Raw genomic sequence first — 19,291 nt, 5'->3', positions numbered from 1 at the left:
CGCGTGGGCGCGCCAAGCCCCCGTCGGCGGGAAGCCGGATGAGAAGCGCAGCGAGGGCGGTCACTCCACACCGGGGTGGCCGCCCTCGCTGCGTAGGGCCCAGGGGCCGGGCCTAGTCCTCGCCGAGGTAGGCCTTGCGTACGGATTCGTCGTGGAGGAGGTCCTGGCCGGTGCCGGAGAGGGCGATGTGGCCGATTTCCATGACGTGGCCGTGGTCGGCGAGGGAGAGCGCGGCTTGGGCGTTCTGTTCGACGAGGAGGATGGTGGTGCCTTGGGATTTGAGTTCGCTGATGGTGTGCATGATTTTCTGCATCATGATCGGGGAGAGGCCCATGGAGGGTTCGTCGAGCATGAGGAGTTTGGGGCGTGACATGAGGGCGCGGCCCATGGCGAGCATTTGTTGTTCGCCGCCTGAGAGGGTGCCTGCGGCTTGTTTGCGGCGTTCGCCGAGGATGGGGAAGAGTTCGTAGGCGCGTTGGATGTCTTTGTCGATTCCTGCTTTGTCGTCGCGGAGGTAGGCGCCGAGGAGGAGGTTTTCGACGATGGTGAGGCGGGGGAAGATGTGGCGGCCTTCGGGGGAGTGGGCGAGGCCGAGGGCGACGATTTTGTGGGCGGGGATGTTGTGGAGGGGTTGTCCGTCGAAGCTGATTTTTCCGGCGGAGGGTTTGAGGAGGCCGGAGAGGGTGCGGAGGGTGGTGGTTTTGCCTGCGCCGTTGGTGCCGATGAGGGTGACGATTTGGCCGGCTTCGACGGTGAAGGAGATGCCTTTGACGGCTTCGATCTTGCCGTAGGCGACCCTGAGGTCTTCGACCTCCAGTAGTGCGGTCACTTGGCTGTTCCTTCCGGGCCGGTGGTGCGGGGGGCGCCGTCTTCCTCGTTCCGGGGTGTGTCCGGCGGGGTGTCGTGGAGGGGGGTGGTGGCTTCTTGGTGGGCTTCGGCGGCTTCGACTTCGGCTACTTCGGCGGCGCCGGGTGCGCCTTCGAAGGGGGTGCCGAGGTAGGCGGCGATGACGCGTTCGTCGGCTTGGACGGTTTCGGATGTGCCTTCGACGAGTTTTTCGCCTTGGACGAGTACGGCGACGCGGTCGCAGAGGTTGAAGATGAAGCGCATGTCGTGCTCGATGACGAGGACGGCGATGCCTTGGTCGCGGATGGCGAAGACGAGTTCTTCGGCGGCGCGGGTTTCTTGGGGGTTCATGCCGGCGGTGGGTTCGTCGAGGAGGAGGAGCCCGGGTTCGCTGGCGAGTGCGCGGGCGATCTCCAGTTTCCGCTGTTCTCCGTAGGGGAGGTTGCGGGAGAGGTGGTCGGCTTTGTGGGCGAGGCCGACGAATTCGAGGAGTTCCATGGCGCGGGTGTGGGATGCGGCTTCGGCTTTTTTGAAGCCGGGGCCGCGCAGGAGTGCGGACCAGAGGCCTTCTTTGGTCCTGGTGTGGCGGCCGACGAGGACGTTTTCGAGGACGGTCATGTTGGCGAAGAGCCGGATGTTCTGGAAGGTGCGGGCGATGCCTGCGTCGGTGACGAGGTGGGGTTTGGAGGGGAGGACGGTGCCTTTGTAGGCGACGGTGCCTTCGGTGGGGACGTAGAGGCCGGTGAGGCAGTTGAAGAAGGTGGTTTTGCCGGCGCCGTTGGGTCCGATGAGGCCGACGATTTCGCCGCTGTTGACGGTGAGGTCGACGGAGCGTACGGCGGTGAGGCCGCCGAAGCGCATGGTGACGCCGCTGGCTTGGAGGACGGTGGTCGTGGTGGTGGTCATGGTGGTCACGCCCCCGCCTTGCTGACGCCGACGGTGCCTTCGGGGAGTTTTGCTTGGTCGGGTACGTCGAGTTGGTCGGTCTCGTGGTATTCGAGCTGGGCGCGTTTGTTGGCGACGAGGCCTTCGGGGCGGAAGCGCATGAGGAGGATGAGGGCGAGGCCGAAGAGGAGGAGTTGGTAGTCCTCGAGGAATTGGAGTTTGGCGGGGATGAGGTAGAGCAGGGCGGCGCCGATGAGGGGGCCGCTGATGGTGCCCATGCCGCCGAGGATGACGGCGGCGAGGAGGAAGGCGGAGTTGGGGGGGACGGTGTTGGCGAAGAGGTATTGCTCGGGGGTGATGCTGTAGGAGACGTGGGCTTGGACGGTGCCGGCGAATCCGGCGAGGGTGGCGCCGAGGGCGAAGGCGATGAGTTTGACGCGGAAGCCGTTGATGCCCATGGCGGTGGCGGCGGTTTCGTCTTCGCGGATGGCGACCCAGGCGCGGCCGATGCGGGATTCGCCGCTGCGGCGGAAGACGAGGACGACGACGGCGGTGAAGAGGAGCATCAGCAGGTAGTAGTTGGCGGGTCTGCTGAGGGTGAAGCCGAGGATGTCGTGTTCGGTGCCGAGGTCCCAGCCGAGGATTTTGAGGTCGGGGATGTTGGGGATGCCTTGGGCGCCGTTGGTGAGGTCGGGGCCTGCGCTTCCGTTGAGGTTGTTCATGGTGATCCGGAAGATTTCGCCGAAGCCGAGGGTGACGATGGCGAGGTAGTCGCCGCGGAGGCGCAGGGTGGGGGCGCCGATGATGACGCCGAAGGCGAGGGAGACGGCGGCGCCGGTGAGGACGGCGGCCCAGAAGGGGAAGTGGACGTCGAAGGTGGAGGCGGGGGAGCCGGAGACGAGGGCGGCGGTGTAGGCGCCGACGCCGAGGAACGCGACGTATCCGAGGTCGAGGAGTCCGGCGAGGCCGACGACGACGTTCAGGCCGAGGGCGACGGTGGCGAAGATGAGGATGTTGACGCCGATGAGGGCGTAGCTGGCGTCGCTCTGGGTGAAGGGGAAGAGTGCGGCGGCGACGATGGCGGCGGCGAAGGTGACGTTGCGGTGTTTGGCGGTGAGGGTGTTGAGGCGGGGGATGAGGCCGGCGCGGTGGAGTGCGGTGGCGGCGAAGGCGGCGGTGATGAGGAAGCCGATGAAGAGTTCGGTGTAGGCGTCGATGCCGTAGGCGAAGACGTAGAGGCCGATGCCGAAGGAGGCGGCGATGATGAGGATTTCGACGGCGTCGGGGAGTTGTTTGGCGCGTTTGGGTGGGGGTGCTTTGAAGCTGTGGCGGAGGCGTTGCCAGGGGTTGGTGGTGGTGTCGGTGTCGGGGGTGTCGGAGGGGAGGCCGAGGGCGCCGATGGTGGCGGTGAGGGCGCCGATGCCGGAGATCCAGGCGCCGGGTTCGAGGTTGACGATGCCGCCGAGGTGGTCGGAGATGGCGCCCATGGTGTAGCCGGTGGTGCCGAGGACTCCGAGGGTGAGCAGGAGGATGGGGCTGTTGGTGCCGCCTGGGGTGAGCCAGTTCAGTCCGGGGATGCGGTAGGCGGCGAGGGTGAAGACGATGGTGAGGGCGGCGCCGGTGAGGGTGATGAGTTGGAGGCCGCCGGGGTAGCCGGTGACGGTGAGGTCGCCGGGGAAGTCGTCGGTCCAGGTCCAGGCGAGGAAGGTGCCGATGAGGGCGGTGGTGGAGCCGATGAGGACGAGGAGGCGGGCGAGGGGTTCGGGGAGGGGGAGGGTGGAGATGGGGGCGCCGGTGTGGGTTTTGGTGAGTTGGGGGGCGCCGGGGGTGCTGGGGGTTTTGGTGGTCATGGGTATCACGCCCGATCCGCGACGCGTTCGCCTAGGAGCCCTTGGGGCCTGAGGAGGAGGACGAGGATGAGGAGGGCGAAGGCCCATACGTCCTTCCAGGCGCCGCCGCCGAACTGTTCCATGCCGGGTACGTCGCCCATGTAGCCGGTGGCGAGTGCTTCGGCTACGCCGAGGACGATGCCGCCGAGCATGGCGCCGTAGATGTTGCCGATGCCGCCGAGTACGGCTGCGGTGAAGGCTTTGAGGCCCATGATGAAGCCCATTTTGAAGCCGACTTGGCCGTTGTGGAGGCCGTAGCCGACGGCGGCGATGGCGGCGAAGGCGGCGCCGATGGCGAAGGCCATGACGATGATGCGGTCGGTGTTGATGCCCATGAGTTTTGCGGTGTCGGGGTCTTGTGCGGTGGCTTGCATGCCGCGTCCGGAGCGGGTCTTGTTGACGTACCAGCCGAGGATGAGCATGCAGGCGGGTGCGGCGATGATGAGGAAGAGGTCGCCGCGTTGGATGTCGGCGCCGAAGACATGGATGGGGTCGCCGCCGAATTGTGGGAAGGAACGGTCCTTCTTGGCGTCGGGGTACCACTTCCATACGGCTTGTTGGAGCAGGATGGACAGGCCGATGGCGGTGATGAGGGGGGCGAGTCGTGGTGCTCCGCGCAGGGGGCGGTAGGCGAAGCGTTCGGCTGCGGTGCCGACGGCGACGGAGCATATGACGCCGCCGATGATCATGATGGGTATCGCGGCGAGCAGGGAGAAGCCGTCGGGGAGCCAGAGGAAGACGGTGAGGGCGCCGAAGCCCCCGACCATGAAGATCTCGCCGTGGGCGAAGTTGATGAGCTGGACGATTCCGTAGACCATCGTGTAGCCGATCGCGATGAGACCGTACATCGCGCCGAGGATGAGTCCATTGGCCAGCTGTTGCGGCAGTTCGTTCACCGCAGGGCCTCCGTTGGATGGTTCGGATATGGCACCGCGCGGGAGCGCTGGTAGCGCGTCCCGCGCGGTCTTGAGTCAATGGGGGTGGGTGTTTCGAGCAGGCGCGCTGGTGTGTGTCGCGGTGCGGGTGTGCCCTGCGGGGGCGTGGGGAACCGCGCGGCCGGGTGCGGAGGGCCTGCGGGTTCGGCACCGCGTGTCCAGCGGGGCGCCTAGCGGGGCTTGTAGGCCTCGCTGAACTTGGATTCCCACTTGTTGTTCTTGTTGACCTGGTATGCGGTCATCATGGTGTTCGTGGTGTCGCCGTACTCGTCGAAGGAGACGGTTCCGGTGACGCCGTCGAACTTGACCTTGCTCATCGCTTCGAGGACCTTGGTGCGGCCGTCGGAGGGGAGTTCTCCGTCGTTGTCCTCGACGGCGATCTTCACGGCTTCGATGATCGCCCAGGTGGCGTCGTAGGTGCCGCCGCCGTAGGTTTCCATGTTTTCTTTGTAGTTCTTGTTGTATTCCTCGATGAACTTCTTGGCGGAGGGCAGTTCTTCGACGGGCTTGCCGACGGAGGTGCCGAGGTCGTTGATGGCCTTCTTGTTGAGCTTGGGGAACTCTTCGCTCTTCATGCCGTCGCCGCCCATGAGGGGGATCTTGGCGCCGGATTCCTTGAGCTGTTGGCTGAGGGGGGCGGCTGCGGGGTATTCGCCGCCGTAGTAGACGGCTTCGGCGCCCTTGCCCTTGACCTGGGAGGCGACGGATTTGAAGTCGCGGTCCTCGGGGTTGACGTGGTCCTGGCCGACGATCTTGCCGCCGAGGTCGGTGAAGGTGTCCTTGAAGGAGGCGGCGAGGCCGGCGCCGTAGGTCTTCTGGTCGTCGATCAGGTAGACCTTCTTGATCTTTGCCTTCTGGAACAGGTACTGGGCGGCGAACTGGCCTTGGACCTGGTCGGTGGTGGCGGTGCGGAAGAAGGTCTTGAACTGGCGCTTCTTGTCGCCCTTCTTCCAGCCGTCGCCCTGGGTCAGCTCGGTGCCGGTGTTGGCGGGCGAGATCTGGGTGAGGTCGGCGTCGTTGAAGGGCTTCTGCATCGACTGGGAGACGTTGGAGTTGAGCGGGCCGACGACGCCGAGGACGCTCTTGTCGCTGATGAACTTCTGGGCGTTCTGGCCGCCGACGGAGGGCTGGCCCTGGTCGTCGAGGGGCTGGAGTTTGAACTCGACGCCGTCGACGGTGTTCTCCTTGTTGGCGGTCTTGACCGCGAGTTCGGCGGAGTTGCGCATGCCGATGCCGAGGGCGGAGAGGTCGCCGGTGAGGGGGGCGTCGAAGCCGATGACGACGGTCTTCTTGTCTCCTGAGTCGTTGTCGTCGTTCTTGTCCTTGTCGCGCGACCCGCAGGCGGTGAGGGTGAGTGCCCCGGTGGTCAACACCGTGGTGAGGATGAGCGCGGAACGGTTTCGCACGATTGGTCCTTTCCCCAGGCGCGGCCCTCTGCTGAGGGACCGTGAAGATCGCCGGGCCGTACTGGTGGTGGTACAGGGCCGTGCAATTCAGTTCGCGCCCGGCGGCGCGGTGACTGGCCGTGACTCTAAGGGCGCATTTGATCCTGGAGGAGTGGTCGGACCTAGGCTGTGACGCTCTTGTTATGCCACGGAGTATTCCGCGCTGGAACGCAGGGGGTGGTTGTGGCGGAATCTGCATGCTTCGGCGTATCCGGTGCGGAGGGCGGGGCAGGACTGTTTCTTGGTTTTACTCATGACGCCGGTGTTCGGGGGAGTGTGGGGTGGAGCGGCCCGGAAAGATCTTTTACGTGGGGGGCCGGGCTTTTCGATCTTGATTTCTGGTTGGGGGGTGGATTACGGAGGGTTACGCGGGAGAAAGGGAGGTGGGGATTCCGGGGCATGTTTCCGTGTTCGCGAATGTGTGTGGTCAGGAGTGTTTTCGGGGGGTGCTCCTGTTTTTCCGGTGAAGAGGGGTCTGGCCGGGGGCCCGACAGCACCTCCCCGCCGCTACCGCGGCGGGGTTTCTCCCACCCACGCCTGCCGACTCGCGCGCCGTCTTCGGCCCTTCCCGCCGCTGCCGCGACGGGGTCTCTCCCACCCGCCCACCCGTGCCTGCCCCGGCGACCGGGTCGGGCCCCGGCCTGGCGGCTTGCGGGCCGTCTTGTGTCCTTCCCGCCGCTGTCGCGGCGGGTTCTTTCCCACCCGCCCACCCGTTACTGCCCCGGCGACCGGGTCGGACCCTGACCTGGCGGCTTGCGGGTCGTCTTCCGTCTTTCCGCCCGCCCACCCGTGCCTGCTCCCGGCGACCGGGTCGGGCCCTGGCCTAGCGGCTGGCGGGCCGTCTTGCGTCCTCCCCGCCACCCGTCCCGCCCGTAGCTTCCCCGGTGGTCCATTCGGGCCGCGGCCTAGCGCCTTGCAGGGTGTCGATCGTGGTCGATCCGGCGCCGGCCCAGCGGCCCGCTCGTCGGTCCTCGCCGAGCAAGGGGCGGGTGGGCGGGGGGAGCAATCCCCTCGGTGACAGAGAGCCGCAAACGGCGGGCCCGGCGCGGGGCCGTAGCCGATCAGCGGAGGCTCCGGGTGCGCGAGCCCGTTGGTGACGCGGAGGCGTGAACGGCGGGGCCGGGCACGGGATTTCAAGCCCGTCCGGCGTTTGAGGACGAGGCCGGAGGCCGATGGAAGGGCGGGCGGGTGGGGGAGAGGCCCTGCCGGGAGGAGAGGCCTCGCCGGGAAGGGGACAGGCCTCGCCGGGAAGGGGGCAGGCCCCGCCGGGAAGGGGATAGGCCCCGCCGGAAGGGGGCAGGCCCCGCCCGGCGGAGGGGGCAGGCCCTGCCCGGCGGAGGGGCCCGTCAGGGTGTGGGGGCCTCGCGGAGGAGGCAGGTGAGGCGGGCGGTGCACACCCGCTTACCGCTCTCCTCGCTGACGACAACCTCGTACGTAGCCGTCGACCGCCCCAGATGCACAGGCGTCGCCACCCCCGTGACGAGCCCGGACCGCACACCCCGGTGATGCGTACAGTTCAGGTCGACGCCCACGGCGATCTTCGAGCTGCCGCCGTGCAGCATCGCCCCGATGGACCCGAGCGTCTCCGCGAGCACCGCGGACGCGCCGCCGTGCAGCAGCCCGTACGGCTGGGTGTTGCCCTCCACGGGCATCGTGCCGACCACGCGCTCGGCGGCGGCCTCCAGGATCTGCACGCCCATGCGGTTGCCGAGGTTCCCGGCGGAGAACAGGGCGCGCAGGTCGACGCCGAGTCCTGCGTACTCGTCGATGACCTCTTGCGGGAACTTCGTTGGCTGCTGCTCGCCCATGGGGCCGGGCTCCGTTCGTCGTCGACGTCTGAAGGACAGCTGTGACTGAGCGAACGCTCAGTCGGCGGCTGATTGTTCCAGGCGTACGACGACGGACTTGCTGGCGGGGGTGTTGCTGGTGTCGGCGGTGGCGTCCAGCGGTACGAGGACGTTGGTCTCGGGGTAGTACGCCGCCGCGCAGCCGCGGGCCGTGGGGTAGTGCACGACGCGGAAGCCGGGCGCGCGCCGCTCGACGCCGTCCTGCCACTCGCTGACGAGGTCCACGTAGGTGCCGTCGGTGACGCCGAGGGCCTGGGCGTCGGCGGCGTTGACGAGGACGACGCGGCGGCCGTTCTTGATGCCGCGGTAGCGGTCGTCGAGGCCGTAGATCGTGGTGTTGTACTGGTCGTGGGAGCGCAGCGTCTGGAGCAGCAGGCGGCCCTCGGGCAGCGCCGGGTACTCGACGGGCGCGGCGGTGAAGTTGGCCTTGCCGGTGGCGGTGGGGAAGCGGCGCTCGTCGCGCGGGGCGTGCGGGAGGGTGAAGCCGCCGGGCCGGGCCACGCGCGCGTTGAAGTCCTCGAAGCCGGGGATGACGCGTGCGATGCGGTCGCGGACGGTGGCGTAGTCCTTCTCGAACTCTTCCCAGGGGGTGGCCGATCCGGGGCCGAGGACGCGGCGTGCCAGGCGGCACACGATGGCGGGTTCGGAGAGGAGGCCGGGGGCCGCGGGCTTGAGGCGGCCGCGGGAGGCGTGGACCATGCCCATGGAGTCCTCGACGGTGACGAACTGTTCGCCGCCGGCCTGGAGGTCGCGCTCGGTGCGGCCGAGGGTGGGCAGGATCAGGGCGCGTGCGCCCGTCACGGCGTGGGAGCGGTTCAGCTTCGTGGAGACGTGCACGGTGAGGCGGGCGCGGCGCATGGCCGCTTCGGTGACGTCGGTGTCGGGGGAGGCGGAGACGAAGTTGCCGCCCATGGCGAAGAACACCTTGGCGTCGCCGTCGCGCAGGGCGCGGATGGCGCGGACGACGTCGAGGCCGTGGTGGCGGGGCGGGGCGAAGCCGAACTCCTTCTCCAGGGCGTCGAGGAAGGCGGGCGCCGGGCGTTCGAAGATGCCCATCGTGCGGTCGCCCTGCACGTTCGAGTGGCCGCGGACGGGGCAGACACCGGCGCCGGGGCGGCCGATGTTGCCGCGCAGGAGCAGGAAGTTGACGACTTCGCGGATGGTGGGCACGGCGTGCTTGTGCTGGGTCAGGCCCATGGCCCAGCACACGACGGTGCGCTCGGAGGCGAGGACCATGCGCAGGGCCTGCTCGATGGCGGCGCGCTCCAGGCCGGTCGCGGCGAGGGTCTCGTCCCAGTCGGCGGCGCGCGCGGCGGTGGCGAAGTCCTCGAAGCCGTGGGTGTGTTCGCGTACGAAGGTCTCGTCGACGGCGCCTTCCGTCTCCAGGACGAGCTTGTTGAGGAGGCGGAAGAGGGCCTGGTCGCCGCCGAGGCGGATCTGGAGGAAGAGGTCGGTGAGGGCGGTGCCCTGGAGCATGCCCTGGGCGGTCTGGGGGTTCTTGAAGCGCTCCAGGCCGGCTTCGGGCAGCGGGTTGACCGTGATGATCTTCGCGCCGCGGCGCTTGGCCTTCTCCAGGGCGGAGAGCATGCGCGGGTGGTTGGTGCCGGGGTTCTGCCCGGCGACGATGATGAGGTCCGCCTGGTAGAGGTCCTCCAGGAGGACGCTGCCCTTGCCGACGCCGAGGGTTTCGGTGAGGGCCGAACCGGACGACTCGTGGCACATGTTCGAACAGTCGGGGAGGTTGTTCGTGCCGAGTTCGCGGGCGAAGAGCTGGTAGAGGAACGCCGCTTCGTTGCTGGTGCGGCCGGAGGTGTAGAAGACGGCCTCGTCGGGGGATTCGAGCGCGGTCAGTTCCTCGGCGACGATGTCGAAGGCGCGCTCCCACGACACGGCCTCGTAGTGGTCGGCGCCGTCCGCGAGGTACATGGGGTGGGTGAGGCGGCCCTGCTGGCCCAGCCAGTACCCGCTGCGGGTGGCGAGGTCGGCGACGGGGTGCGCGGCGAAGAACTCGGGGGTGACGCGGCGCAGGGTGGCTTCCTCGGCGACCGCCTTCGCCCCGTTCTCGCAGAACTCGGCCTTGTGGCGGTGCTCCGGCTCGGGCCAGGCGCAGCCGGGGCAGTCGAAGCCGTCCTTCTGGTTGACGCGAAGGAGGGTGAGCGCGGTGCGCCGGACGCCCATCTGCTGCTGGGCGATCCGCAGGGTGTGGCCGATGGCCGGCAGTCCGGCGGCGGCGTGCTGCGCGTCCGTGACCTGCGGGGCGTCCTGGACCGGGTCACCTTGGGGCGGCTTGCTCGCCATGGCCTGCTCCTCTTCGAGCGCATGAGCGTACGGTGTGCTTCCGATCCTCCCACGCGGGACCGACAGCGCCCGTGGGCGGGGGCGATCGGGGGAGGTGCCCGGCGGCCGTCGCGGCGCGTGCCCGGCGTGCGACGCGCGGTAGGCGCGCCCGACACCGGGGCGGTGGGCGGCCGGGGCGGGGCCGAGTGTCAGTGGGGCGTGGCAGGATCGGGGGCGTGGCAGAGAAAGCATCGAAGAAGACCGAGAAGACGACCGCCGGCGATCGGCCGCGCCTGCTCCTGATGGACGGGCACTCCCTGGCCTACCGGGCGTTCTTCGCGCTGCCCGCGGAGAACTTCACGACGGCGACGGGCCAGCCGACGAACGCGATCTACGGCTTCGCGTCGATGCTGGCGAACACCCTGCGTGACGAGGCGCCCACGCACTTCGCGGTCGCGTTCGACGTGTCGCGCAAGACGTGGCGCTCGCAGGAGTTCGCGGAGTACAAGGCGAATCGCTCGAAGACCCCGGACGAGTTCAAGGGCCAGGTCGAGCTGATCGGCGAGCTGCTCGACGCGATGGGCGCGGTGCGCTTCGCGGTGGACGGCTTCGAGGCGGACGACGTCATCGCGACGCTCGCCACGCAGGCGGAGGCGGAGGGCTTCGAGGTCCTCATCGTCACGGGCGACCGGGACTCCTTCCAGCTGATCACCGACCATGTGACGGTGCTGTATCCGACGAAGGGCGTCTCGGAGCTGACGCGCTTCACTCCGGAGAAGGTCCAGGAGAAGTACGGCCTCACCCCGAGCCAGTATCCGGACTTCGCGGCGCTGCGCGGCGACCCTTCGGACAATCTTCCGGGGATCCCCGGCGTCGGTGAGAAGACGGCCGCGAAGTGGATCAATCAGTTCGGTTCCTTCGCGGAGCTGGTGGAGCGCGCCGAGGAGGTCAAGGGCAAGGCGGGGCAGAATTTCCGCGACCACCTGGAGGCGGTGAAGCTGAACCGCCGGCTCACGGAGATGGTGCGTGACGTCGAGCTGTCCCGGACGGTCGCGGACCTGGCGCGCGCTCCGTACGACCGCAAGGCGGTCGCGATGGTCCTGGACACCTTGGAGATCCGCAATCCGTCGCTGCGGGAGCGCCTGCTCGCGGTGGACCCGGGCGCGGAGGAGGCCGAGCCGGCCCCCGTCGCCGAGGGCGTGGAGCTTGACGGTGCGGTGCTCGGCACGGGCGAGGTGGCGCCGTGGCTGGCCGAGCACGGCAAGGCGGTCCTCGGCCTGGCGACGGTCGACTCCTGGTCGCTCGGCACGGGTTCGGTCACCGAGGTCGCGCTCGCCGCGGCCGGCGGGGCCGCCGCCTGGTTCGACCCGGCGCAGCTCGACGAGGCCGACGAGAAGGCGTTCGCGTCCTGGCTCGCCGACGCGAAGAAGCCGAAGGTGTTGAACAACGCCAAGGCGGTACTGCGCGTCTTCGCCGAGCACGGCTGGAGCGTCGAGGGCGTCAGCATGGACACCGCGCTCGCCGCGTATCTGGTGAAGCCGGGCCGCCGCTCCTTCGACCTGGACGCGCTGTCCCTGGAGTATCTGGGCCGTGAGCTGGTGCCCGCCGCCGAGTCCGACGGACAGCTGGCCTTCGGTACGGAGGACGACGAGCAGGCCGCGGCCGACGCCCTGATGGTGCAGGCCCGCACGATCCTGGACCTGGGCACGGCGTTCGGCGAGAAGCTGCCGGAGGTCGGCGCGGCCGGGCTGCTCACGGATGTGGAGCTGCCGACGTCGGCGCTCCTCGCCCGCCTGGAGCGGCACGGCATCGCGGCGGACCGCGCGCATCTGGAGTCGATGGAGCAGCAGTTCGCGGGCGCCGTGCAGCAGGCGGTGAAGGAGGCGCACGCGGCGGCGGGCCACGAGTTCAACCTGGGCTCGCCCAAGCAGCTCCAGGAGGTCCTCTTCGGCGAGTTGGGCCTGCCCAGGACGAAGAAGACGAAGACCGGGTACACCACGGACGCGGACGCGCTCGCCTGGCTCGCCGCCCAGACGGACAATGAGCTGCCCGTCATCATGCTGCGCCACCGTGAGCAGGCGAAGCTGCGCGTGACGGTCGAGGGCCTGGTCAAGACGATCGCCGCGGACGGCCGCATCCACACGACGTACAACCAGACGGTGGCGGCCACCGGCCGGCTGTCGTCGACGGATCCGAATCTGCAGAACATCCCGGTGCGGACGGACGAGGGCCGGGCGATCCGCCGCGGCTTCGTCGTGGGCGAGGGCTTCGAGTCCCTGATGACGGCGGACTACAGCCAGATCGAGCTGCGCGTGATGGCGCACCTGTCGGAGGACGAGGGCCTCATCGAGGCGTTCACGTCGGGTGAGGACCTGCACACCACGGTGGCCTCGCAGGTGTTCGGCGTGGACGGCAAGGACGTCGACGCGGAGATGCGCCGCAAGATCAAGGCGATGTCGTACGGCTTGGCGTACGGCCTGTCGGCGTTCGGCCTCTCCCAGCAGTTGAACATCGAGGCGGCGGAGGCCCGTGTCCTGATGGACACGTACTTCGAGCGGTTCGGCGGGGTGCGCGACTATCTGCGGCGCGTCGTCGACGACGCGCGTGCCACGGGGTACACGGAGACGATGCTGGGCCGCCGCCGCTATCTCCCGGATCTCAACAGCGACAACCGGCAGCGCCGTGAGATGGCCGAGCGGATGGCGTTGAACGCGCCGATCCAGGGCACGGCCGCGGACATCGTCAAGGTCGCGATGCTGAACGTGGACCGGGCGCTTACGGAGGCGGGGCTGACCTCGCGGATGCTGCTCCAGGTCCATGACGAAATCGTCCTGGAGATCGCCCCGGGCGAGCGGAAGGCCGTCGAGGAGCTGGTGCGCAGGGAGATGGCCGGGGCGGTGTCGCTGCGCGCGCCGCTGGACGTGTCGGTGGGCGTGGGCCCTGACTGGGAGTCGGCCGCGCACTAGCCTCCCGGCCCGGGCCGCACTTCAGCGGCCTGCGGTCTCGTCCTCGGACGCCGGGCGGGCTCGGAGACCCTGGCCCGCCCGGCGCTCCGACGAGCTGTACGCCGGGCCGCGGGTGGGGGCCGCCGGGGCCGCCGCCACGGGGAAGTGAACGGTCGCGGACCGGTAGGAGAACCGGTACAGGCCCGTGACTGGCCAATCAGACAAAATCGGACGCGAACAGGTGTCTCGGCTCCGAGAGTTGTCGTAGTGTCGCCTGAGCCGTCCCCTGAGGGCGCCCATGCGCGCACCGGGGCGGTTCGAGCAGGTCGTCAAGGGGAGGGATTCACGGACATGGCGCCGGTATTCGGCAAGCGGCTGCGCAAGGCGACGGTGACCACCGCGGTCGCCGCCGCGGCGGTGGCGGCCCTGGCCGCCTCGCAGGCCCCGGGCGTGGCCACGACGGACCAGCCGCGTGACGAATGGGCAGCCGACTCCGCGCCGCCGCCGGACGGCGACTCCGCGACCGGCGACTCGCCGTACTACACCGACCTGCCGCCCCTCGAAAGCCCGGTGCCGCCCAACGGCAAGCCCGGTGGCCCCAAGGGCGGCGCGGAGGCCGGTCTGCCCGCCACGGTCCTGGACGCGTACAAGAAGGCCGAGGCGGCCGTGCGCACGGCGAAGCCCGGCTGCAACCTCCCCTGGCAGCTGCTCGCCGCGATCGGCAAGGTCGAGTCGGGCCAGGCCCGCGGCGGCCGCGTCGACGACGACGGTACGACCCTCACGCCGATCCTCGGCCCGGTCCTCGACGGCAACGGCTTCGCGAAGATCACGGACACCGACCGCGGCGCCTTCGACGGCGACACCACGCACGACCGCGCCGTCGGCCCCATGCAGTTCATCCCCTCGACCTGGGCGTCCTCCGGCCAGGACGGCAACGGCGACGGCAAGAAGGACCCGAACAATATCTACGACGCCGCGCTCGCCGCCGCGCACTACCTGTGCGGGAACGGCCGGGACCTCGCCGTCAAGGACGACCTGAACGCCGCGATCCTCAGCTACAACCGGTCCACGGAGTACCTGAACACGGTCCTGTCGTGGCTGGAGTACTACCGCAAGGGCACCCACGAGATCCCCGACGGCACCGGTCAGCTGCCGGGCGACCGCAGCGACGATCGGCCGCGGCGGCCCGGCCCGACCACGCCGCCCTCCTCGCGCCCCGAGACCACCCCGGTGGAGCGCGAGGGCAGGTACACCCCGCCGCCGCGCGACGGCTCCGGCAACCCCGGCAACGGCGGCTCGCACCAGCCGGGCGGCGGCGGCGACCCGCAGAAGCCGCAGCCGCCGAAGCCCAAGCCGCCGTCCCCGCAGGACCGGGTCTTCGAGCTGAAGAACGCCGGCCCGATCGAGTTGACCGCGACCGCGGGCGACGCCTTCGCCGAGCGCCCGTCGGTGCTCGCCGTGACCGGCTCGGGCGTCGAGGTGCCCAAGGCGAAGATCCGGTTCACCATCGGCGGCAAGACGGACACGCGCTTCGAGGGCGGCGCCCGCAGCGTCACCGTCCTCACGGACGCCCATGGCCTTGCCGTCTCGCCGAAGCTGCGCGCGGGCGAGACGACGGGCGACTTCTCCGTCCGCGCTCTGGTGGTGAGCCGTTCCCTGGCCCCGGTCAAGGTGCCCGGCACGGTCACCGCACGCAAGGCCGACAAGCTCGTCCGCGTCGGCGACGAGCCGCTGACGTGCGTGGCGGGCCAGGCCTTCGCCGAGCGGGTCGCGGCCAAGGCGACGTACAAGAACAAGCCCGCGGCCGGTGTCGCCGCCACCGCCACGCTGGTCAAGTCGAAGGAGAGCCCGGTCGTAAACGACAAGGGCCCCTACTTCAAGGACGCCGCGGGCAAGCCCGTGCGCACCCTCAAGGGCCTGAGGACGGACGCCGACGGCAAGCTGCTGCTGCCGAAGCTGTACGCCGACGACACGGCGGGCACGTATCTGCTGCGCGTCGTCACCGAGGGCGGCGGCACGCTCCTCGTCGAGCTGAAGGTGACGGAGCCGGTCACCGATGAGCCCGACGAGTCGCCCTCGGCCACCCCGTCCGGCTCGGCGTCGCCGTCCGGTTCCGCGACCCCGTCCGGCTCCGCGTCGCCGAGCGCCTGACGGGACCGCCCCCGGCACACCCCGAGACCGCCCCCGCGCCCTCACGGCGCGGGGGCGGTCCGCGTTCCCGGCGACCCGCGGCCGGATCCGCGCGAGCTGTTCTCATCTCATCCGCGCGTTGCTACGGTGCCCCCGCTCTGACGAACAGTCAGCTACGGGCGGGCGGTCAGCCGCGTCCGGCCCCGAGACCGCCCGGGAGGCCCCCATGCGCGCCCTCATCGCCGCCGCCACCGGCCTGGCCGTCGCCCTCGCCCTGGTCCTCACCGTCACGGCCATCGGCGCCCCGGCCGGCGAGACCTCGCCGAAGCCGCTGCTCACCACCGTCCCCGAGCACCCCTAGGGAGGGCCGCGATGCGCCGCAAGGCCGCTCTGGTCCTGCTCGCCCTCGCCGTGTTCTTCGCGACCACGGCCCCGCTCCTCCGCTGGTACGCCTTCCCGCGCCTGGTCAAGATCCCGCCCGGCCGGTACGAGACGATGGTCCTGGAGGCGAAGCCCGCGACCCTCATCGACTACGGCACCATGAAGGCCGAGAAGGTCCCCAAGGTCACCATCGTGCAGACCCTCAAGGGCAACGTGGAGGCCTCCGAGAGGATCGAGAAGAACGACGGGGACTCCTCCCGGGACGTCGTGGTCTGGGACACGCTGTCGTACGTCCAAGGACCCGACGGCAAGATGGTCTCCAAGATCCCCGAGCGCTACATCTTCGACGCCCACAGCCAGGAACCCGTCCACGCCACCGGCGAGATGGTCGACGGCGACCCGGTGCGGCGCGAGGGCATCGAGTTCAAATGGCCCTTCCTGACGAAGAAGCGGGACTACGAGTACTTCGACGGGCAGGCCCGCGTCACCAAGCCCATCCACTACCGGGGCACCCGCACCTTCCGGGGCGTCGAGGTCTACTACTTCGAGCAGACCATCCCCTGGACCGAGGTCCCCATGCCCAAGACGCTCCCGGTCAAGGGCATCACGCCCGAGTCCATCGCCAAGACGGGCACCACGCGCTGGTACACCACGGTCCGCAAGTTCTGGATCGAGCCGACCACCGGGGCGCCCGTCTACGGCGAGGAGATCCACAAGGAGGAGCTGCGCGGCGGCACCCTGCTCGGCGACCGCGACAAGGTCACCGCGTTCTCCGGGCACGTGAAGATGCGCGAGGACTACATCCGCCACACCGTGGACCTGGTCAAGTCCCAGCGCGTCCTGATCCTGCTCATGACCTCGTACCTGCCGTGGGGCTTCCTCGGCCTCGGCGTGCTGCTGCTGGCCCTCGCCCTCTGGCTGGAGGCCCGCGGCCGCACCCCCGGCGACCCGGAGCCGACGGGGGAGCCCGAACCCCGGCCGCAGCCGGCGAACGCCTGACCGTCAGGCCCCCTCGGCTCGCGCGGCCCTCTCCTGGCGGGCCTTGGTGTACCGCGTGGGCGCGGCCCGCGCCGGATCCTCCGGCCAGGGGTGCTTCGGATAGCGGCCGCGCAGCTCCGCCCGCACCGAGCGGTAGCCCTCGCGCCAGAACGACGCCAGGTCCGCGGTGACCGCCGCCGGACGCCCCGCGGGCGACAGCAGGTGCACGAGGAGCGGCACCCCGGCCACCCGGGGCGTGGCGTCGAGCCCGAACATCTCCTGAAGCTTCACCGCGAGGACCGGCCGCTCCGGATCCGTGTAGTCCACCCGGATCCGGGAGCCGCTCGGCACCTCCACGCGCTCCGGCGCGAGCACGTCCAGACGGGCCGCCTCACCGCCCGCCCACGGCAGGAGCCGCGTCAGCGCCTGCCCGGCCTCGATCCGGGCCAGGTCGGCGCGGCGCCGCGCCCGGCCAAGCTCCGGTTCGAGCCACGCGTCGGGCACCGCGAGCAGCGCCGCGTCGGACACGTCGGGCCACGGCTCACCGAGGTGAAGGCGCAGGAACCGCAGCCGGTCCCGCAGCGCGACGGCGTCCTTGCTCCAGCGCAGCAGCGCCACGCCTCCTTGGCGCAGTCCTTCGAGCAGCGCCTCCCGGACGAGGTGGGGGTCGGGGTCACGCAGCGGCCGCACCGCCAGCTCCACCGCGCCGAGGCGCTCCACGTGCCGGGCGACCACGTCCCCGTCTGCCCAGGCGACCTCGTCCCGCGCCGCGTACAGGGAGGCGGCGGCGGCCCGCGCGGCGTCCTCGTCGACGACCGCGCCGAGCCGTACGCGCGCGTGGCCCGCGCCGACGGGGCGGTCGGCCACCGCCACGGCCACCCAGGGCGCCCCGCCGAGCCCGGACCCCGGCCCTGTCTCGGCCCGGGTGCCGCCCGCCATCAGGTACGTCCCGTCCGCCGTGCGCCGGGCCACGCGCTCGGGGAAGGCGAGGGCGGCCACGAGCCCGACGACGGCGTCGTCGCCGGACGCCTTCGCCGCCGCGTCACCGGCGGGCGGCCGGGAAGCCCCGGAGCCCACGGCGGCCGTGAGCCGGGAGACCTCCGCGTGCCACCGGGGCGCGTACCCGTCGCCGCCGCGCCGCGCGGCGCGCAGGGCCGCCGCCAGGTCGTCGCCGTACTCCCGTGGCGGCTCCTCGCTCAACAGCGCCACCGCCTCCGCGGCCCGCCGCGCGCCGACCCGCGGCGCGGCGTCCAGGAGGGCGCGCGCGAGCCGGGGATGCGCCCCCACCCGGGAGAGCCGCAGGCCGCGCTCGGTGGCACGGCCCGTGCCCGCGTCCACCGCGCCGACGGCCGTCAGGACCTCGCGCGCGGCCGCCATCGCGCCACCGGGCGGCGGGTCGAGCAGCGCGAGCCCGCTCGCGCCGGGGTCACCCCAGCACGCCGCCTGGAGGGCGAACGCCGTGAGGTCCGCGACCTTGATCTCGGGGGCGGGGAAGCGCGGCAGGCGGCCGTCCTCCGCCTGCGCCCAGCAGCGGTACACCGCGCCCGGCGCCTCGCGTCCGGCACGCCCCGCCCGCTGCCGCCCCGCCGCCTGCGAGGCCCGTACCGTCGTCAGGGAGCTGAGCCCGCGCGCGTGGTCCACGCGGGGCTCGCGGGCCAGGCCCGAGTCGACCACGACCCGCACCCCCGGCACCGTCAGGGACGACTCGGCCACCGACGTCGCGAGCACCACGCGCCGCCGCTCGCCCCCGGCGAGCACCGCGTCCTGCACCTCGGCGGGGGCGCGCCCGTGCACCTGGAGGACCTCCACGTCCGCGAGCCCGGCCAGCTGCCCGGCCACGCGGCCGATCTCGCCGGCCCCCGGCAGGAAGCACAGCACGTCGCCCTCGCGCTCCCGCAGCGCCCGCCGCACCACCGCGGCGACGTGGGTGAGCAGCGCCGGGTCCACGCGCAGGCCGTGCGGGGGCCGCACCGGATCCTTCGGCGGCGCCCACACCACCTCCACGGGGTGCGCGACACCCGCCGCCTCCACCACCGGCGCGTCCCCGAGGACCCGCGCCAAGGCCGCGGCGTCCGTCGTCGCGGACGCCGCCACCAGCTTCAGGTCCGGGCGCAGCGTCTCGCGTACGTCGATCAGGAAGGCGGCCGCGGTGTCCGCGTCCAGGTGCCGCTCGTGGCACTCGTCCAGGATGACGACGTCGACCCCACCGCCGCCCGCCAGCTCCTGGTCGCGCTGGAGCCGCTGGAGCAGGACGCCGGTCGTGACGACCTCCACGCGCGTGTGCGGGCCCACCACGCGCTCGCCGCGCACCGTGTAGCCGACGGTCTGGCCCGCCTTCTCGCCGAGCAGCCAGGCCATCCGGCGGGCGGCGGCGCGGGCCGCGATCCGGCGGGGCTCGGCGACGACCACACGACGGGCCGGCGCGTCACGCTCGGTGAGGCCCGCGAGGGCCAGCGGCACCAGGGTGGTCTTGCCCGTGCCGGGAGGCGCGCAGAGCACGGCGGCTCCGGGCCCGTCGAGGGCGGCGCGCAGCGCGGGCAGCGCCTCGCGCACGGGCAGGTTCAGGGCGGCGTCACGGATCACGCCCCCAGTGTCGTACGGACCCGGCGGGGGCGAAGTCCGCTGCGGTACGGGAGCGCCCCGAGGGGGCGCGGGGCTGTGCTGACATGCGGCTCCGCCGCGCGGGCGCGACCGGCCACGACGCTCCCGCAGACAATCGACGGCCCGTCGCGG

Annotated in this window: 12 protein-coding genes; 4 read left to right on the top strand and 8 right to left on the bottom strand. The window is 71.0% G+C overall.

Features of this window, described 5'->3' with window-relative positions; translation table 11 throughout:
- Positions 1–112 precede the first annotated feature (112 nt).
- The 7 genes from AC07GB_RS20705 to AC07GB_RS20675 form a co-directional block, all read right to left on the bottom strand.
- Positions 113–829, bottom strand: coding sequence for an ABC transporter ATP-binding protein (locus tag AC07GB_RS20705; protein ID WP_478847455.1), 717 nt, complete (start codon positions 827–829; stop codon positions 113–115).
- Complete coding sequence (locus tag AC07GB_RS20700) at positions 826–1,752, bottom strand: ABC transporter ATP-binding protein (protein ID WP_478847653.1); 927 nt, start codon at positions 1,750–1,752, stop codon at positions 826–828. The genes AC07GB_RS20705 and AC07GB_RS20700 overlap by 4 nt, the downstream gene beginning before the upstream one ends.
- Before the next feature lie 5 nt (positions 1,753–1,757).
- Entirely contained in the window at positions 1,758–3,581 is a 1,824-nt protein-coding gene (locus AC07GB_RS20695) for a branched-chain amino acid ABC transporter permease (RefSeq protein WP_478847453.1), read from the bottom strand.
- A 5-nt stretch (positions 3,582–3,586) separates the two neighbouring features.
- Entirely contained in the window at positions 3,587–4,516 is a 930-nt protein-coding gene (locus tag AC07GB_RS20690; RefSeq protein ID WP_478847451.1) for a branched-chain amino acid ABC transporter permease, read from the bottom strand.
- Positions 4,517–4,725: 209 nt separating this feature from the next.
- A complete protein-coding gene (locus tag AC07GB_RS20685; protein ID WP_478847449.1) occupies positions 4,726–5,961 on the bottom strand; it encodes a branched-chain amino acid ABC transporter substrate-binding protein in 1,236 nt (411 codons plus the stop codon).
- Between the two features lie 1,385 nt (positions 5,962–7,346).
- The gene (locus AC07GB_RS20680) at positions 7,347–7,808 is read right to left on the bottom strand and encodes a PaaI family thioesterase (protein ID WP_478847447.1); all 462 of its coding nucleotides are present in this window, start codon (positions 7,806–7,808) and stop codon (positions 7,347–7,349) included.
- 57 nt (positions 7,809–7,865) lie between these two features.
- Positions 7,866–10,145 (bottom strand): FdhF/YdeP family oxidoreductase, encoded by a 2,280-nt coding sequence (locus tag AC07GB_RS20675; RefSeq protein WP_478847445.1) that lies wholly within the window; start codon positions 10,143–10,145, stop codon positions 7,866–7,868.
- 215 nt (positions 10,146–10,360) lie between these two features.
- On the opposite strand from AC07GB_RS20675, the gene polA reads away from it, so the two are divergent.
- The 4 genes from polA (at position 10,361) to pgfA (ending at position 16,579) form a co-directional block, all read left to right on the top strand.
- The gene (gene polA / locus AC07GB_RS20670) at positions 10,361–13,090 is read left to right on the top strand and encodes a DNA polymerase I (protein ID WP_478847443.1); all 2,730 of its coding nucleotides are present in this window, start codon (positions 10,361–10,363) and stop codon (positions 13,088–13,090) included.
- A gap of 330 nt (positions 13,091–13,420) precedes the next feature.
- A complete protein-coding gene (locus tag AC07GB_RS20665) occupies positions 13,421–15,220 on the top strand; it encodes a lytic transglycosylase domain-containing protein (protein ID WP_478847441.1) in 1,800 nt (599 codons plus the stop codon).
- A 205-nt stretch (positions 15,221–15,425) separates the two neighbouring features.
- Complete coding sequence (locus AC07GB_RS20660) at positions 15,426–15,560, top strand: SPW_0924 family protein (protein ID WP_478847439.1); 135 nt, start codon at positions 15,426–15,428, stop codon at positions 15,558–15,560.
- Between the two features lie 11 nt (positions 15,561–15,571).
- A complete protein-coding gene (pgfA, locus tag AC07GB_RS20655; RefSeq protein ID WP_478847437.1) occupies positions 15,572–16,579 on the top strand; it encodes a cell envelope lipid trafficking protein PgfA in 1,008 nt (335 codons plus the stop codon).
- Between the two features lie 3 nt (positions 16,580–16,582).
- On the opposite strand, the gene hrpB is transcribed toward pgfA, so the two are convergent.
- The gene (gene hrpB, locus AC07GB_RS20650; RefSeq protein WP_478847435.1) at positions 16,583–19,141 is read right to left on the bottom strand and encodes an ATP-dependent helicase HrpB; all 2,559 of its coding nucleotides are present in this window, start codon (positions 19,139–19,141) and stop codon (positions 16,583–16,585) included.
- Between the last annotated feature and the right edge of the window lie 150 nt (positions 19,142–19,291).

The organism is Streptomyces sp. NPDC045778 (assembly GCF_056431945.1).
This window is presented reverse-complemented; position numbering and strand designations above follow the sequence as displayed.